Raw genomic sequence first — 15,630 nt, 5'->3', positions numbered from 1 at the left:
AATCATCATGAACGTTGAGAATCATCCGGTGGTGTCGCGCGAAACATGGCTCGCCGCCCGCAAGCAGCATCTGGCCGATGAAAAGGCCTTCACCAGGGAACGCGACCGCCTCAGCGCCAAACGCCGCGCCCTGCCTTGGGTGAAGGTCGACAAGGATTACCGCTTCATGGGCCCGAACGGCGAATTGAAACTTGCCGACCTGTTCGGCAAACACAGCCAGCTCGTCGTTTACCACTTCATGTTCGCCAAGGGCTGGGAGGAAGGCTGCCCGGGCTGTTCATTCCTCAGCGACCACATCGACGGCGCCAACCAACACCTGGCCCATCACGACATTGCGCTGGTGGCGGTGTCCCACGCACCGTTCGCCGAATTCCAGGCCTTCAAGCGCCGGATGGGCTGGACATTCGACTGGGTGTCGTCGGACGGCTGCGATTTCAACTACGACTTTGGCGTGTGTGCCCGCGCTGAGGATGTCGAAGCAGGCAAGGCTACGTACAACTACGAAAAGACCGACAGCGCCGAGGAAGAAATGCCCGGGCTGAGCGTGTTCTATCGCGCTGACAACGGCGAGATTTTCCACACCTACTCAACCTATGCCCGCGGCCTGGACATGCTGGTCGGCGCCTACAACTACCTCGACCTTACGCCCAAGGGCCGGAACGAGGACGAGATCATGGAATGGGTGCGGCATCATGATCGGTACGACGGCGCCGCAAAATCCAGTTGCTGCCATGGTGACTGAGCCCCAAACACACTGAACTTTTCACGGTTGAAAGCCCTCAACCGGTTAACCCGCCTTAACCGGAACTGAGGCCTGCCCCCATGAAAACCCTGCTCAAGCTCACCCTCGCCGCCACGCTTGCCTGCGCCCTGCCCGTCTGGGCCTGTACGCCGGAAGAAGCCACCGCCAAACGCGAGCAACTGGCCAAGGAAGTCGCGAAGCTCACTGAGCAAAACCCGACCAAGGCCAAGGAGATCAACGCCGAGTTGCAGAAAATGGATCTGGGTACGGCCTCCGCCGATCTGCCGGACAAATGCCAGTTGATCGATCAGCGCTTGAAGGAACTGGGTTCGGCCGAGAAAAAAACCGAGGGATAACACCCGCTCAGACAACGGCAGGCTTTGTCATCGATCAGGCTGGATCGATACCAGAGCCTGCTTTCTTTCGTCCGGAAATTTGCATTAGTGCATTTTTCTATTTGCACAAATGCATATTCACACCTAGGGTTACCCCGAGCCTGATCGGAACCCGCCATCGGAGATGGCAACCCTTACCCACCGATCGCTCGGTAGTACCGTTATCCCGCAAACGCGGAACGTTTGTTTTCATTCATGGAGGATTGAAAAATGTTAACCACTGAAACAACGGCATTCACCGGCAACACCCTGCCCGAATGTCTGATCAGCCATCTGCTCGACCCGCAACTGGTCGAGGTCGAGGCGGCTGTACAACAACGCGCCCTCGCGGCCGCCAGCCTTAACTTCACCATGCAGCAACAGACCCAGACCAACTGGTGCTGGGCCGCCGCTTCCGCCTCGGTCGGCAATTATTACGGCACCGGGTCCTGGACCCAATGCGCCGTTGCCAGCGCCGCGCTGGATCGCAACTGCTGCAATCAACCGGGGCCGTGCAACGTATACGGCTATCTCGATGTTGCGCTGAAGATCACCCGCAGTTTCAACGGCATGAATTCGGGTTCGCTGCAAATGTCGGCCATCCAGAACCAGATCAACATGGGCCGCCCGATCGGCCTGCGTTGCGCCTGGTACGGCGGCGGTGCGCACTTTCTGGCGATCTACGGCACCAACGGCAATTACGTGCTGGTCGCGGATTCGATCTACGGCTATTCGACCCGCGCGCTGAGTGCCTTCCCCGGTTCCTACAACGGCGGCGGCAACTGGACCCACACTTACTTCACGGCGAAAAACCAGGGGGCGGCATCATGAAACTGACTTATCCAAAGGCGCCTTCCAACGGCGTACAGACCTTGCGCCCGGCCCTGCAGGCCGCGTTGCAGACCCAGGGTTTTGGCGTCAATCGCCAGTTCGCCAGCGCCGCGCCCGCCGGGATCAGCCTAAGCGAGGCCTATCGCGGCTACTCGCTCAGTCTGGACGACTTGAGCCAGGGCAAAGGCCTGAAGAATGCCCGAGCGGGCGACTGGCATTACCTGGTGTTTTCCGGCGGGGTGTCGATTGCCGATGCGCAATTGGCCGAAGTACGCGGTCACGTCGAGTTCGCCTCGCTGAACCACGGCAACCTGGCGGCCGCCACGGTCGATGCGCTGAAACTGGCGGAGCAATCGCCGCAGTTGAAGGGCAAAACCGTTGAGCTGCGGATGCTGTTTGTGTCGGCGCTGCACCTTGTGGCGATCTGGCTGCATGCGGCGGACGAAGACGTGTTGATCCCGATCGAGCCAACGCCAAAAGAGCTGGCGCTGACCGGGCTGTACAGCGAGGCCGCCCTGCTCGCACAGCTCAAACCGGCAGCCGATCAGGCCAAGCGGCGCTTTGATGCCGACACCACTGGCCTGCTGGGCAGCTAATAAACGCTGGCAATAAAAAACCCGGACCATGTCCGGGTTTTTCTTTGTCTGCCTGAAACGGCTTACTCAGCCGCTGGCGCTGCCGGTTTGCGGCGTTTCAGTGGGGCCATGCCGTCGCTGCTCACCAGAGCGTCCGGTTTCGGACGGTTGGCGCTCTTGCGCTTGGTCGGGGTTTTGGCGGCAGTTTTCTTCTTGTCGCCCTTGGCGTCGGTCTTTTTCTTCTTCACACCCACGGCTTTGCCCGAGGCCTTGACCTTTTTCGGTCCGCCGTAGGTGCCTTTGACTTCCTTGATGGTGCGGCGCTCGAAGCTCTGCTTCAGATAACGCTCGATGCTCGACATCAGGTTCCAGTCGCCGTGGCAGATCAGCGAGATCGCCAGACCGTCGTTGCCGGCTCGGCCGGTACGACCGATGCGGTGCACATATTCGTCGCCGCTGCGTGGCATGTCGAAGTTGATCACCAGATCCAGGCCGTCGACGTCCAGACCACGGGCCGCCACGTCGGTGGCCACCAGGATCTTCACGCCGCCCTGCTTCAGACGGTCGATCGCCAGCTTGCGATCTTTCTGGTCTTTCTCGCCGTGCAGCACGAACGCCTTGTATTCCTGGGCGACGAGGCGACCGTAGATACGGTCGGCCATGGCCCGGGTGTTGGTGAAGACGATGGCCTTCTGATAAGTCTCGTTGGCCAGCAGCCAGTTGACGATCTGCTCTTTGTGCTGATTGTGGTCGGCGGTGATGATCTGCTGACGGGTGGTGTCGTTCAACTGGCTGACCGCGTTGAGCTGCAAGTGCTCAGGGTTGTTCAGCACCTTGGCGATCATCTCGCGCAGGCCGGAACCGCCGGTGGTGGCGGAGAACAGCATGGTCTGCTGACGGTTCGGACATTCGTCGACCAGACGCTGCACGTCTTCGGCGAAACCCATGTCGAGCATGCGGTCGGCTTCGTCGAGCACCAGCACTTCGACTTCTTTCAGGTCGAGGTTGCCGGCGTTCAATTGCTCGATCATCCGGCCCGGGGTGCCGATCAGGATGTCCGGCACCTTGCGCAGCATGGCGGCCTGGACCTTGAAGTCTTCACCGCCGGTAATCAGGCCGGACTTGATGAAAGTGAACTGCGAAAAGCGCTCGACTTCCTTCAGGGTCTGCTGGGCCAGCTCGCGGGTCGGCAGCAGGATCAGGGTCTTGATGCTGACGCGAACCTTGGCCGGGCCGATCAGGCGGTTGAGGATCGGCAGGACAAAAGCGGCGGTCTTGCCACTACCGGTTTGCGCCGTCACCCGCAGGTCACGCCCCTGAAGCGCCAGCGGAATGGCCGCGGCTTGCACAGGCGTTGGCTCGACAAATTTCAGCTCGGCCACGGCTTTGAGCAGGCGTTCGTGCAGGGCGAATTGGGAAAACACGGGTGCTACCTCGAAGATATGCAAAAAATCAGCTGCATAGGTTACCGGTTTCGAGCGCTCAGGCCGAGTTTCTTTGTGAAATCCACGGTAATCAGTGGCTTTTTTGTTGCTCGATTTGTCTCCAACGGTAATACACAGCGTCTTAAATGCTCTAATCGCCCGTCGCGTCTTACAGAAGAATCGTTTCGCTCATGGATTTCAAACAGCTCTGGCTCAACGCCCAAGACCTCTGGGGTGCCCTCGATCAGCACCCGCTCCTGCACGCCGGCCTGGCGCTGCTCCTGTTGTTGGTGATCGCGCTGGTCCTCGGACGAGTGGCGCGCTACCTGATCCTGCATGCCAGCCGCATGCTCGGTCGCCAGCCCGCGTTACACTGGATCAACGACTTTCGCCATAACAAGGTGTTTCAGCGTCTGGCGCAGATGACGCCATCGCTGGTGATCCAGTTCGGCCTGCACCTGGTGCCGGAACTGAGCAAGACCGCCACGGTGTTCCTCGGCAACGTGGCCCTGGCGTTCACCATTCTGTTCCTGCTGCTGTCGGTCAGCGCCCTGCTCAACGCACTGCTGGACATCTACGCCCGCACCGAACACGCCCGCACCCGCTCGATCAAGGGTTATGTGCAACTGGCGAAAATGGTCCTGTACGTGTTCGGCGCGATCATCATCGTCGCCACCCTGATCGACCGTTCGCCGCTGTTGCTGCTGTCGGGTCTGGGTGCGATGTCGGCGGTGATCCTGTTGGTCTACAAGGACACCCTGCTGTCGTTCGTCGCCAGCGTGCAACTGACCAGCAACGACATGCTGCGGGTCGGCGACTGGATCGAAATGCCGCAGGTCGGCGCCGATGGCGATGTGGTCGACATCACCCTGCACACGGTCAAGGTGCAGAATTTCGACAAGACCATCGTCTCGATCCCGACCTGGCGCCTGATGTCCGAATCGTTCAGAAACTGGCGCGGCATGCAGCAGTCCGGCGGGCGGCGGATCAAGCGCAGCCTGTTCATCGACGCCAGCGGTGTGCGCTTCATCCGCGACGACGAAGAAGAAAAACTGTCCCAGGTGCACCTGCTGACCGCCTACATGGGCCGCAAGAAAGCCGAGCTCAAGGCCTGGAACGAGGCGCAGGGCAACGTCGCGGCGATGTCGGCCAACCGCCGGCGCATGACCAACATCGGCACCTTCCGCGCCTATGCCTTGGCTTACTTGAAGAGTCACCCGGAGATCCAGCCGAACATGACCTGCATGGTCCGCCAGATGCAGACCACCGCCCAGGGCATTCCGCTGGAAATCTATTGCTTTACCACCACCACGGTGTGGGCCGATTACGAGCGGATCCAGGGGGATATTTTCGATTACCTGCTGGCGGTGCTGCCGGAGTTTGGGTTGAGTCTGTATCAGCAGCCGAGTGGTGGGGATTTGCGTTCCGGGATATTGCCGGCAGTCCTTGGCGCGAGCCATATTCCGGAAGCCGAAAAACATCTGATGTAGCGCTTTCTTCAAACGCAAAAAAAGACGCAATCCCGGTTGCGTCTTTTTTGTCCCGCCGATTTATCAGGCCTGCCGCTGCGGCGCCTTGTGCACCATGGTGTAGGCGTAGTCGACGCCCATGCCGTACGCGCCGCTGTGTTCCAGCACCAGGTCCATCACTGCCTGATAAGTGTCTTTGTGCGCCCAGTCACGCTGGTACTCGAGCAGCACTTGCTGCCAGGTCACCGGTACTGCGCCGGCCTGAATCATCCGCTGTACCGACATGTCGTGGGCTTCTTTGGTGGTGCCGCCGGACGCGTCGGTGACGATGTACACCTCGTAGCCTTCAGCCAGGGCTTCCAGAGCCGGGAAGGTCAGGCAAACCTCGGTCCACAGCGCGGCGATAATCAGCTTTTTGCGCCCGGTGGCCTTCACGGCGTCAACCAGCGCCTTGTCTTCCCAGGAGTTCATCGAGGTGCGCTCGATCGGTTTCTGCTCAGGGTGTACTGCTAGCAATTCCGGCCAGATGTAGCCGCTGAAGCTTTCGGTTTCGACCGAGGTGTAGATGGTCGGCACGTTGAAGATCTTGGCAGCCTTGGCCAGGCCAACGGTGTTGTTCTTCAGGGTCTGACGGTCAATCGACTGTACGCCGAAAGCCATTTGCGGCTGGTGGTCGATCAGGATCAGGGCGGAGTTGGTTGGGTTCAGCAGTTCACGGATAGACATGGCGCGTTCCTTTTGATGTCGATTCAAAGTTTCGATTGGGTATTGGTGAGTCGAGGCGTTTTGCCGTCTGCGGCGTTGTTGTCTCGGCTTGGTTGTCACTTTAGGGGCTAGCCGATAAAGGGACAATTCCATAAAATCGAGAATCATTGATTCTAAAATAGGGACAATCATGGATCGCATCGAATGCATGCGCGCCTTCGTGGTGACGATCGGCGAGAACGGCTTTGCAGCCGCCGCCCGGGCCATGGACGTGCCCCGCTCGAAAGTCAGCAAACAGATTCAGGCACTGGAAGAGGCCATCGGCGTGCAACTGCTGCAACGCACCACCCGCAGCCTGCACCTGACCGAGGCCGGGGCCGAGTATTTCGAAGCGGCGCGGGAAGTGATTGCGGCACTGGACGAGGCCGAACAGCGGGCGCGGGACGGGGTGGGTGAATTGCGCGGGGTATTGCGGGTCAACGCGCCGATGTCGTTCGGCCTGCGACGGCTGGGCAAGCTGATTCCGCTGTTCCATGAGCAACACCCGAACATCGAACTGCAACTGGTGCTCAGCGACCAGCAGGTCGATCCGGTGCGCGGCGGCTTCGACGTGACCATCCGCATCGCCAGCCTGCCCGACTCGACCATGATCGCCCGGCAACTGGCGCCCGCCCCACGAATCATGGTCGCCTCCCCCGCTTACCTCGAACGCGCGGGCACGCCGCAATCCCCGCAGGATCTGCGCTCACATCAATGCTTGAACTACGGCTATCTGCAGAGCGGGGTCAGCCTGCAACTGTGCAACGGCAAGGAGACCCAGCGCGTCAACGTGACCGGGCCGCTGCACGCCAACAACGGCGACCTGCTGGCGCAAGCGGCCGAGGCCGGCATGGGCATTGCGCTGCTGCCGGACTTCATCGTCGAAGAGGCGTTGGCGGCCGGGCGGCTGGTGCCGGTGCTCTGTGAATGGCAGGCGCCGGCGATCACCATCAACGCGGTGTATTCGTCAGCGCGGCGGGTGCCGCAGAAGACCCGGGCGTTTATCGAGTTTCTGGTGGGGCAACTGGCGCCGGCTTGCGAATCCCCAACCGGCTGATCCACACCGCGGCCAGAATCACGCTGCCACCGAGGAACAACCGCCCGAGCTCTTCATGCTGATTCCAGATCAGCAGATTCAGCAGCAGCCCCACCGGCACGTGCAGGTTGTTCATCACCGCCAGGGTGCCGCCGTTGACCAGGCACGCGCCCTTGTTCCACCAATACAAACCGAGTGCGGTCGAGACCAGACCAAGGAACACCAGCACGCCCCATTGCAGCGGCGCTTCGGGCAGGAAGTTGGATTTGCCGAACAACAGGAACGCCGGCAACGCCACTGCCAGCGCGCCGAGGTAGAAGAAACCGAAGCGCCGGTAGTGCGGCAGATCGCTCGGGTGTTTTGCCACCAGATGCTTGTACAGCACCTGCCCGGCGGCGTAGGTGAAGTTGGCCAGTTGCAGCAGCAGAAAGCCCATGAAGAAGTCCGGGTTGATCCGGTCGTAGCGAATCACTGCTGCACCGCACACGGCCACCAGTGCGGCGATCAGCGCCCACGGGTTGAAGCGTCGGTTGAGCGCGTCTTCGATCAGCGTCACATGCAATGGCGTGAGGATGGTGAACAGCAACACTTCCGGCACCGTCAGCACTCGGAAGCTCAGATACAGGCAGACGTAGGTCACGCCGAACTGCAACGCGCCGATCAGCAGCATGCCGCGCATGAACGCCGGCTCCACCGAGCGCCAGCGCGTCAGCGGAATGAACACCAGCCCGGCCAGCACCACACGCACCAGCACCGCGAAGTAGCTGTCGACATGACCGGCCAGGTATTCGCCGATCAGACTGAAGGAAAACGCCTGGATCAGCGTGACAAAAAGTAGATAGCCCATGCTCGCCTCGATTTCGAATGGCGGCGACGATAGCGGTTTTTGCCAGCCATCGCTAAATCCCGGGCAAAAAAAAGCCCGATCTCGCTAAAGCGTTCAATCGGGCTACAGCACTCAGGAGCAACAAGTGCAAAGGGAGGTTCGATGCGCGTAGAGCCTTGAAGGGGTTGCGCCAGGTCACTAGAACAATCGGCGATTATCTGGCGATTAACATATCAAGCGACCTGGGACAGTTTGGCGTTGGCCTGGTTGAGGCCTTTCTCCTGGAAGTCGCCGCCCAGATTCATGCCTTCGGCGTGGATGAAGGTCACGTCGTTAATGCCGATGAAGCCCATCACCTGACGCAGGTACGGTTCCTGATGATCCGCCGGGCCGCCGGCGTAGATCCCGCCGCGAGCGGTCAGCACATAGGCACGCTTGCCGCTGAGCAGGCCTTGCGGGCCGGTTTCGGTGTATTTGAAGGTCACGCCGGCACGCAGTACGTGGTCGAGCCAGGCCTTCAGGGTGCTCGGAATGGCGAAGTTGTACATCGGCGCCGCCATCACCAGCACGTCGGCGGCCAGCAATTCATCGGTCAATTCGTTGGAACGGTCCAGCGAGGCCTGCTCGCTGTCGTTGCGCTGCTCGGCGGATTTCATCCAGCCGCCCAGCAGGTTGATGTCCAGGTGCGGTACCGGGTTCACGGCGAGGTCACGTACGGTGATCTGATCGGCCGGATGCGCCGCTTTCCACTGACTGATGAAGGTCTGGGTCAGTTGACGGGAAACCGAGTCTTGCTGGCGGGCGCTGCTTTCGATGATCAGAACGCGGGACATGTTGTGTAGCCTCCATCCGAGAATGTTGTAAGTCGATGGAGTGAAGGTTAAACAGTGTCGTATCGATGAAAAAGCGCAAATAATTGCTGCAAAGCATCGAAAAATTCGTTTAGATGCAAGCCTTAGCCTGTGGAAGCCCGCTCCCACAGGCCCGTGACGCTATTTCGGGGTGCAGCTCAGCTTGATGCGCAGCTTGATGATGGTCCGGGTGAACTTGGCCGTGGCGTTTTTATGCTTGCCCGCCGCCACCTCGATATTGCGCGTGCGCGGCGCCTCCGGGCCGTTGGTGAATACCACCTTGCAGGTCGCGTCGACGTCGCCGTAGTTGTTGACCTGGATGGAGCCGATGTCGTTATCGGTGTCGAACGCGTTGTAGTCGATCTTCAGGCCGTTGAGGTCCTTTTCCACATCGATCGGGTACGCGAACGCAGTCAGCGGAAGCAGCGCCAGCAACACACAACAGAATTTTTTCATTCGGCAGTCTCCATGAGGGACCGCCAGCTTAGGACAAGAGGAGCTATTGATGAAAGCGCCCCGCGTGACCCTTGATCAATGGCGAACGTTGCAAGCCGTGGTCGACCACGGCGGATTCGCCCAGGCCGCCGAGGCCCTGCACCGTTCGCAATCGTCGGTGAGTTACACCGTCGCCCGCATGCAGGATCAGCTCGGCGTGCCGCTGTTGCGCATCGACGGCCGCAAGGCCGTGCTGACTGAAGCCGGCGGCGTGCTGCTGCGCCGCTCGCGGCAATTGGTGAAACAGGCCAGCCAGCTGGAAGACCTTGCCCATCACATGGAGCAGGGCTGGGAAGCCGAAGTACGGCTGGTGGTCGACGCCGCCTACCCGAGCGCCCGTATCGTGCGCGCATTGACCGCGTTCATGCCGCAGAGCCGTGGCTGCCGCGTGCGTCTGCGTGAGGAAGTGCTGTCGGGCGTTGAGGAAGTGCTGCTCGAAGGCGTGGCCGATCTGGCCATCACCGGGCTGAGCATTCCCGGTTACCTTGGCGCAGAATTGAGCGATGTCGAATTTGTCGCCGTCGCCCATCCTGATCACGCGCTGCATCGGCTCAACCGCGAGCTGAGCTTTCAGGACCTGGAAACCCAGATGCAAGTGGTCATCCGCGACTCCGGCCGCCAGCAACCTCGGGACGTCGGCTGGCTCGGCGCCGAGCAGCGCTGGACCGTCGGCAGTCTCGCCACGGCTGCGACGTTCGTCAGCAGTGGCCTGGGATTCGCCTGGCTGCCACGCCACATGATCGAGCGGGAACTGAAAGACGGCTCGCTCAAGCTGCTACCGTTGGACAGAGGCGGCAACCGCAACTCCAGCTTCTATCTGTATTCGAACAAGGACAAACCCTTGGGCCCAGCCACGCAAATCCTCATCGAACTGCTGCGCACCTTCGACACCCTGCCGCTGGACGCACCGTTCGCCGCCCCCGAACAAGCCTGACACGGAGTTCACCGATGGCGTATTTCGAGCATGAAGGTTGCAACCTGCACTACGAGGAATATGGCCACGGCGATCCGTTGCTGCTGGTTCACGGTCTGGGCTCCAGCACCCTGGACTGGGAAATGCAGATTCCTGCCCTGGCCGCGCATTACCGGGTGATCGTCCCGGACGTGCGCGGTCACGGCCGCTCCGACAAACCCCGCGAGCGCTACAGCATCGCCGGCTTCAGCGCTGACATCGTCGCCCAGATCGAGCATTTGAAACTCGGCCCGGTGCACTACGCCGGGCTGTCCATGGGCGGCATGATCGGCTTTCAGCTCGCCGTCGATCAGCCGCGGATGCTCAAGAGCCTGACCATCGTCAACAGCGCGCCCGAGGTCAAGGTGCGCAGCCGCGACGATTACTGGCAGTGGTTCAAGCGCTGGAGCCTGATGCGCCTGCTCAGCCTCGCCACCATCGGCAAGGCCCTTGGCGCCAAGCTGTTCCCCAAACCGGAGCAAGCCGATTTGCGTCAGAAGATGGCAGAGCGCTGGGCAAAAAACGACAAACGTGCTTATCTCGCCAGCTTCGATGCGATTGTTGGCTGGGGGGTTCAGGAACGACTTTCCCGGGTCACCTGTCCAACCCTCGTCGTCAGCGCCGACCGGGACTACACCCCCGTTTCGCTGAAAGAAACCTATGTCAGACTGCTGCCCGATGCGCGGCTGGTGGTGATCGCCGATTCGCGCCACGCCACCCCGCTCGACCAGCCCGAACGCTTCAATCAAACGCTGCTGGAGTTCCTCGCCACAGCCGATAATCACCCTCAGGATCACTGACCCATGCTGAAAAAACTCGCCCTCGCCGCCGGCACCGTGCTGTTCGCTGCCAACCTGATGGCTGCCACGCCGGCAAAAGCACCGCACGTGCTGCTGGACACCACCAACGGCCAGATCGAAATCGAACTGGACACGGTCAAGGCGCCGATCAGTACCAAGAATTTCCTCGAGTACGTCGACAGCGGTTTCTACACCAACACGATTTTTCACCGCGTGATCCCGGGCTTCATGGCCCAGGGCGGCGGCTTCACCCAGCAGATGCAGCAAAAAGACACCAAGGCCCCGATCAAGAACGAAGCCAGCAACGGCCTGCATAACGTTCGTGGCACTTTGTCGATGGCGCGTACTTCCAACCCGGATTCGGCCACCAGCCAGTTCTTCATCAACGTCGCCGACAACGCCTTCCTCGATCCGGGCCGTGACGCCGGTTACGCGGTGTTCGCCAAAGTGGTCAAGGGCATGGGCGTGGTCGACATCATCGTCAACTCCCAGACCACCACCAAACAGGGCATGCAAAACGTGCCGGTCGACCCTGTGATCATCAAGTCGGCCAAGCGCATCGACTAAGCTTTACAGGGCATATCGAGCGGCGCTGACCTGATGTCACGCCGCTCACACTGATAAAAGGAGAGCCCGTGCTCCGGGCGGTTATCTGATGCTCTATCGCCGTTTCGAACAACTGATCGACATATTCCGCGACGCCCCGACGGCGTCTCCGCCGGACCGCGTTCTGCCCTTCTATACCTATTACCTGAAGCAGGTCTGGCCGAGTTTCGTCGCCCTGCTGATCGTCGGCCTGTTCGGCGCGTTGATCGAAGTGGCCCTGTTCAGCTACCTGAGCCGCATCATCGACCTCGCCCAGGGCACGCCGAACGTCGACTTCTTCAAGGTGCACGGCGTCGAACTGGCGTGGATGGCGGTGGTAGCGTTACTGCTGCGCCCGCTGTTCCTGGCGCTGCACGACATGCTGGTGCACCAGACCCTGAGCCCGAGCATGACCAGCCTGATCCGCTGGCAGAACCACAGTTACGTGCTCAAGCAGAGCCTGAATTTCTTCCAGAACGACTTCGCCGGGCGCATTGCCCAGCGCATCATGCAGACCGGCAACTCGCTGCGCGATTCCGCCGTGCAAGCGGTGGATGCGCTGTGGCACGTGCTGATCTACGCGATCAGTTCGCTGGTGCTGTTCGCCGAGGCCGACTGGCGCCTGATGATCCCGCTGCTGACGTGGATCGCCGCCTACATCGGCGCGCTCTATTACTTCGTGCCACGGGTCAAGGACCGCTCGGTGGAAGCCTCCGACGCGCGCTCGAAACTGATGGGCCGGATCGTCGACGGCTACACAAACATCGCCACCCTGAAGCTGTTCGCCCACACCAACTTCGAACAGCACTACGCCCGCGAGGCGATTCAGGAACAGACCGAAAAAGCCCAGTTGGCCGGTCGCGTGGTCACCAGCATGGACGTGGTCATTACCACCATGAACGGCCTGCTGATCGTCGGCACCACCGCGCTGGCGCTGTGGCTGTGGACGCAATCGCTGATCAGCGTCGGCGCGATCGCCCTGGCAACCGGCCTGGTGATCCGCATCGTCAACATGTCCGGCTGGATCATGTGGGTGGTCACCGGCATCTTCGAAAACATCGGCATGGTCCAGGATGGTCTGCAGACCATCTCGCAACCGGTCAGCGTCACCGACCGGGAGCAGGCCAAACCGCTGGCCGTGGCCCGTGGCGACGTGCGTTTCGAGCACGTGGATTTTCACTACGGCAAGAAGAAAGGCATCATCGGCGACCTCAACCTGACCATCAAACCCGGCGAGAAGATCGGTCTGATCGGCCCGTCCGGCGCCGGCAAGTCGACCCTGGTCAACCTGCTGTTGCGCCTGTACGACGTCGAGGGTGGGCGGATTCTGATCGATGGCCAGGACATCGCCGAAGTCGGCCAGGAAAGCCTGCGCGCGCGGATCGGCATGATCACCCAGGACACCTCGCTGCTGCACCGCTCGATTCGCGACAACTTGCTGTACGGCAAGCCCGACGCCACCGACGCCGAACTCTGGGAAGCGGTGCGCAAGGCCCGCGCCGATGAGTTCATCCCGCTGCTGTCGGACGCCGAAGGACGCACCGGATTCGACGCCCATGTCGGCGAACGCGGGGTGAAACTGTCCGGCGGTCAGCGTCAGCGGATCGCCATCGCGCGGGTGCTGCTCAAGGACGCGCCGATCCTGATCATGGACGAAGCGACCTCGGCGCTGGACTCGGAAGTGGAAGCGGCGATTCAGGAAAGCCTGGAAACCCTGATGCAGGGCAAGACCGTGATCGCCATCGCCCACCGCCTCTCGACCATTGCCCGCATGGACCGGCTGGTGGTGCTGGAAAACGGCAAGATCGCCGAAAGCGGCAACCATGCCGAACTGCTGGCCCATGGCGGGTTGTATGCGCGGCTGTGGGCGCACCAGACCGGAGGGTTTGTCGGCATCGATTGATCCTGCGCGAAACACAAAAACCGCCAAAGCCCTCTACCCACGGGCTCTGGCGGTTTTTTATCGCCTGCTGGAAATTCGCATGAACCCTGCTGTACTGACCCAAGGCTCCGGAACGGAACCTGTCGTAAATCTGCAAGGAAGCACCATTCGATCCAGTCTCGATAGTACGTCTATCAAGGACACTCTCATGTCTCTGTTCAAACGTTCAGTCACTGAGTTGTTGGGTACGTTCTGGTTAGTGTTGGGCGGTTGCGGCAGTGCGGTCATTGCCGCGTCTTCACCCTTGGGAATCGGCGTGCTGGGAGTCGCCCTGGCGTTTGGTCTGACGGTGCTGACGATGGCGTTTGCCATCGGCCACATCAGCGGCTGTCACCTCAACCCGGCGGTGTCGGTCGGTCTGTCCGTCGGCGGTCGATTCCCGGCCAAAGAGCTGCCCGCCTACATCATTGCCCAAGTGATCGGGGCGATCCTCGCGGCGGCGCTGATCGTCTACATCGGCAGCGGCAAGGAAGGCTTCGACGTCGCCGCCGGCCTGGCCTCCAACGGTTATGGCGAGCACTCGCCGGGCAAATATTCGATGGCCGCCGGCTTCGTCACCGAGCTGGTGATGACCGCCATGTTCGTGGTGATCATCCTCGGCGCCACCGACAAACGCGCTCCGGCGGGACTGGCACCTATCGCCATTGGCCTGGCCCTGACGCTGATCCACCTGATCTCGATTCCGGTGACCAACACCTCGGTCAACCCGGCCCGCAGCACCGGCCCGGCGCTGATGGTCGGCGGCTGGGCCATCGCGCAGTTGTGGATGTTCTGGGTCGCGCCGTTGCTGGGTGCGGTGGTCGGCGGCGTGCTCTATCGCTGGCTGGGCAAGGAAGACAGCTGAGGGAGTCGGCGAGGATCAGGCTTGCCGATAAGGCAAGGCGCTCCTCGCCTCTTCGGCATAGGCCAGTACACCGGCGCGTTCCTGGTGCAGGAAGTCTTTGACCGCGGCTTTCAAACCGGGATGGCGCAGGTAATGCCAGGAATGGGTGATTACCGGTTCGAAGCCGCGAATCAGTTTGTGCTCGCCCTGGGCACCGGCATCGAAACGCTGAAAGCCCTGGGCAATCGCATAGTCCATGCCCTGATAGAAACAGGTCTCGAAGTGCAGCCGGTCGAACTCGGCCAGGCATCCCCAATAACGCCCGTAAAAGCTGTCGCCGCCCACCAGGCTGAACGCCATCGCCACCGGCCGTGAGCCCTGTCGGGCCAGCACCACGCGAATCGCTTCCGGCATGCGCTCGGCCAGCAGGCTGAAGAACTCCCGGGTCAGGTACGGTGCCTGCCGACGCACCGCGTAGGTGTTGGCGTAACAGGCGTAGACGAAATCCCACTGCGCCTCGTCCAGCTCGCGGCCTTCCAGCCATTCGAACTCGAAACCCTGTCCCGCCACTTGCTCGCGCTCCTTACGCATCTGCTTGCGCTTGCGCGAGGCGAGCACGTCGAGGAAATCCTGAAAGTCGCGGTAGCCGCGATTCTGCCAGTGATACTGACAGCCGATGCGCTGCAGCCAGCCCGGCTGCTCGGCCATGGCGGCATCGGTGAAGGCGTCGGTGAAGTTGATGTGGGCGCTGGAGAGCTCTTCGATTTCCAGATAGCCCGGCAGGCTCTTGAGCAGCTCGAATCCGTCCTCGACATTCGCTGCCAACAACCGTGGGCCGCTGACCGGGCTGAACGGCACGGCGCTGAGGAACTTGGGGTAGTAATCGATGCCGGCCCGAGCGCAGGCATCGGCCCAGCCGTGATCGAACACGTATTCCCCGTAGGAGTGCCACTTGCGATAACCGGGCAACGCGGCGATCACGCGCCCCGCTTCGACGTGCAGCAAATGCTCCGCTTGCCAGCCGGTGTGCAGGCCGACGCTGCCGCTGTCCTCCAGCGAAGCCAGGAAGGCGTGGCGCAGAAACGGCTGGTTTTGCGGGACCAGAACATCCCAGTCGGACGCTGGAATTTCCGACAGTTTATGCAGACGTTGCAGCGGCAT

Annotated in this window: 17 protein-coding genes; 11 read left to right on the top strand and 6 right to left on the bottom strand. The window is 61.2% G+C overall.

Annotated elements, in window-relative coordinates; all coding sequences use genetic code 11:
- Positions 1-7 precede the first annotated feature (7 nt).
- The 4 genes from ACKUG4_RS27155 (at position 8) to ACKUG4_RS27140 (ending at position 2,543) form a co-directional block, all read left to right on the top strand.
- Positions 8-742 (top strand): DUF899 domain-containing protein, encoded by a 735-nt coding sequence (locus ACKUG4_RS27155; RefSeq protein WP_445435209.1) that lies wholly within the window; start codon positions 8-10, stop codon positions 740-742.
- 80 nt (positions 743-822) lie between these two features.
- Positions 823-1,098, top strand: a complete 276-nt coding sequence (locus ACKUG4_RS27150) for a hypothetical protein (RefSeq protein WP_007956561.1) — start codon at positions 823-825, stop codon at positions 1,096-1,098.
- 249 nt (positions 1,099-1,347) lie between these two features.
- Positions 1,348-1,947 (top strand): papain-like cysteine protease family protein, encoded by a 600-nt coding sequence (locus ACKUG4_RS27145; protein WP_085648567.1) that lies wholly within the window; start codon positions 1,348-1,350, stop codon positions 1,945-1,947.
- Complete coding sequence (locus ACKUG4_RS27140) at positions 1,944-2,543, top strand: hypothetical protein (protein ID WP_085648568.1); 600 nt, start codon at positions 1,944-1,946, stop codon at positions 2,541-2,543. Before ACKUG4_RS27145 ends, ACKUG4_RS27140 begins: the two co-directional genes overlap by 4 nt.
- Positions 2,544-2,605: 62 nt before the next feature.
- On the opposite strand, the gene ACKUG4_RS27135 is transcribed toward ACKUG4_RS27140, so the two are convergent.
- A complete protein-coding gene (locus ACKUG4_RS27135; protein WP_011332966.1) occupies positions 2,606-3,946 on the bottom strand; it encodes a DEAD/DEAH box helicase in 1,341 nt (446 codons plus the stop codon).
- A gap of 191 nt (positions 3,947-4,137) precedes the next feature.
- On the opposite strand from ACKUG4_RS27135, the gene ACKUG4_RS27130 reads away from it, so the two are divergent.
- A complete protein-coding gene (locus tag ACKUG4_RS27130; RefSeq protein WP_440814489.1) occupies positions 4,138-5,436 on the top strand; it encodes a mechanosensitive ion channel family protein in 1,299 nt (432 codons plus the stop codon).
- A 63-nt stretch (positions 5,437-5,499) separates the two neighbouring features.
- Here the strand turns inward: ACKUG4_RS27130 and ACKUG4_RS27125 are convergent, their stop codons facing one another.
- Positions 5,500-6,141 (bottom strand): hydrolase, encoded by a 642-nt coding sequence (locus tag ACKUG4_RS27125; protein ID WP_007956548.1) that lies wholly within the window; start codon positions 6,139-6,141, stop codon positions 5,500-5,502.
- Between the two features lie 169 nt (positions 6,142-6,310).
- Between ACKUG4_RS27125 and ACKUG4_RS27120 the strand changes: the two genes are divergently transcribed.
- Complete coding sequence (locus ACKUG4_RS27120) at positions 6,311-7,216, top strand: LysR family transcriptional regulator (protein WP_445435208.1); 906 nt, start codon at positions 6,311-6,313, stop codon at positions 7,214-7,216.
- On the opposite strand, the gene ACKUG4_RS27115 is transcribed toward ACKUG4_RS27120, so the two are convergent.
- From ACKUG4_RS27115 to ACKUG4_RS27105, 3 genes are all read right to left on the bottom strand, one after another.
- Positions 7,161-8,042, bottom strand: a complete 882-nt coding sequence (locus tag ACKUG4_RS27115; RefSeq protein WP_085648571.1) for a carboxylate/amino acid/amine transporter — start codon at positions 8,040-8,042, stop codon at positions 7,161-7,163. The genes ACKUG4_RS27120 and ACKUG4_RS27115 overlap by 56 nt on opposite strands.
- A 212-nt stretch (positions 8,043-8,254) precedes the next feature.
- A complete protein-coding gene (locus ACKUG4_RS27110) occupies positions 8,255-8,854 on the bottom strand; it encodes an FMN-dependent NADH-azoreductase (RefSeq protein ID WP_011332962.1) in 600 nt (199 codons plus the stop codon).
- A 159-nt stretch (positions 8,855-9,013) separates the two neighbouring features.
- On the bottom strand, positions 9,014-9,328 hold the full coding sequence (locus ACKUG4_RS27105) for a hypothetical protein (RefSeq protein ID WP_011332961.1): 315 nt from the start codon (positions 9,326-9,328) through the stop codon (positions 9,014-9,016).
- Positions 9,329-9,377: 49 nt separating this feature from the next.
- Between ACKUG4_RS27105 and ACKUG4_RS27100 the strand changes: the two genes are divergently transcribed.
- The 5 genes from ACKUG4_RS27100 to aqpZ all read left to right on the top strand — a co-directional run bounded on the left by ACKUG4_RS27100 (position 9,378) and on the right by aqpZ (position 14,490).
- Positions 9,378-10,301, top strand: coding sequence for a PA3225 family LysR-type transcriptional regulator (locus ACKUG4_RS27100; RefSeq protein ID WP_011332960.1), 924 nt, complete (start codon positions 9,378-9,380; stop codon positions 10,299-10,301).
- A gap of 14 nt (positions 10,302-10,315) precedes the next feature.
- Positions 10,316-11,119, top strand: a complete 804-nt coding sequence (locus ACKUG4_RS27095) for an alpha/beta fold hydrolase (protein ID WP_445435207.1) — start codon at positions 10,316-10,318, stop codon at positions 11,117-11,119.
- 3 nt (positions 11,120-11,122) lie between these two features.
- Complete coding sequence (locus tag ACKUG4_RS27090) at positions 11,123-11,686, top strand: peptidylprolyl isomerase (protein WP_445435206.1); 564 nt, start codon at positions 11,123-11,125, stop codon at positions 11,684-11,686.
- 88 nt (positions 11,687-11,774) lie between these two features.
- Positions 11,775-13,607 (top strand): ABC transporter ATP-binding protein, encoded by a 1,833-nt coding sequence (locus ACKUG4_RS27085; RefSeq protein WP_445435205.1) that lies wholly within the window; start codon positions 11,775-11,777, stop codon positions 13,605-13,607.
- Between the two features lie 187 nt (positions 13,608-13,794).
- Positions 13,795-14,490, top strand: a complete 696-nt coding sequence (gene aqpZ / locus ACKUG4_RS27080; protein ID WP_445435204.1) for an aquaporin Z — start codon at positions 13,795-13,797, stop codon at positions 14,488-14,490.
- 15 nt (positions 14,491-14,505) lie between these two features.
- Here the strand turns inward: aqpZ and ACKUG4_RS27075 are convergent, their stop codons facing one another.
- Entirely contained in the window at positions 14,506-15,630 is a 1,125-nt protein-coding gene (locus tag ACKUG4_RS27075; protein ID WP_445435203.1) for a GNAT family N-acetyltransferase, read from the bottom strand.

The organism is Candidatus Pseudomonas auctus (assembly GCF_048654275.1).
In the GTDB taxonomy this organism is placed as follows: Bacteria; Pseudomonadota; Gammaproteobacteria; order Pseudomonadales; family Pseudomonadaceae; genus Aquipseudomonas; species Aquipseudomonas pharyngis.
The sequence above is the reverse complement of the archived record's forward strand: the minus strand, read 5'-3'. Positions and strand labels throughout refer to the sequence as shown.

Bases quoted from the DNA above. Each gene is read 5' to 3' on its own strand.
- ACKUG4_RS27155 (WP_445435209.1), top strand. From the start codon at position 8: ATGAACGTTGAGAATCATCCGGTGGTGTCGCGCGAAACATGGCTCGCC.
- ACKUG4_RS27150 (WP_007956561.1), top strand. From the start codon at position 823: ATGAAAACCCTGCTCAAGCTCACCCTCGCCGCCACGCTTGCCTGCGCC.
- ACKUG4_RS27145 (WP_085648567.1), top strand. From the start codon at position 1,348: ATGTTAACCACTGAAACAACGGCATTCACCGGCAACACCCTGCCCGAA.
- ACKUG4_RS27140 (WP_085648568.1), top strand. From the start codon at position 1,944: ATGAAACTGACTTATCCAAAGGCGCCTTCCAACGGCGTACAGACCTTG.
- ACKUG4_RS27130 (WP_440814489.1), top strand. From the start codon at position 4,138: ATGGATTTCAAACAGCTCTGGCTCAACGCCCAAGACCTCTGGGGTGCC.
- ACKUG4_RS27125 (WP_007956548.1), bottom strand. From the start codon at position 6,141: ATGTCTATCCGTGAACTGCTGAACCCAACCAACTCCGCCCTGATCCTG.
- ACKUG4_RS27120 (WP_445435208.1), top strand. From the start codon at position 6,311: ATGGATCGCATCGAATGCATGCGCGCCTTCGTGGTGACGATCGGCGAG.
- ACKUG4_RS27115 (WP_085648571.1), bottom strand. From the start codon at position 8,042: ATGGGCTATCTACTTTTTGTCACGCTGATCCAGGCGTTTTCCTTCAGT.
- ACKUG4_RS27110 (WP_011332962.1), bottom strand. From the start codon at position 8,854: ATGTCCCGCGTTCTGATCATCGAAAGCAGCGCCCGCCAGCAAGACTCG.
- ACKUG4_RS27105 (WP_011332961.1), bottom strand. From the start codon at position 9,328: ATGAAAAAATTCTGTTGTGTGTTGCTGGCGCTGCTTCCGCTGACTGCG.
- ACKUG4_RS27100 (WP_011332960.1), top strand. From the start codon at position 9,378: ATGAAAGCGCCCCGCGTGACCCTTGATCAATGGCGAACGTTGCAAGCC.
- ACKUG4_RS27095 (WP_445435207.1), top strand. From the start codon at position 10,316: ATGGCGTATTTCGAGCATGAAGGTTGCAACCTGCACTACGAGGAATAT.
- ACKUG4_RS27090 (WP_445435206.1), top strand. From the start codon at position 11,123: ATGCTGAAAAAACTCGCCCTCGCCGCCGGCACCGTGCTGTTCGCTGCC.
- ACKUG4_RS27085 (WP_445435205.1), top strand. From the start codon at position 11,775: ATGCTCTATCGCCGTTTCGAACAACTGATCGACATATTCCGCGACGCC.
- aqpZ (WP_445435204.1), top strand. From the start codon at position 13,795: ATGTCTCTGTTCAAACGTTCAGTCACTGAGTTGTTGGGTACGTTCTGG.
- ACKUG4_RS27075 (WP_445435203.1), bottom strand. From the start codon at position 15,630: ATGCCGCTGCAACGTCTGCATAAACTGTCGGAAATTCCAGCGTCCGAC.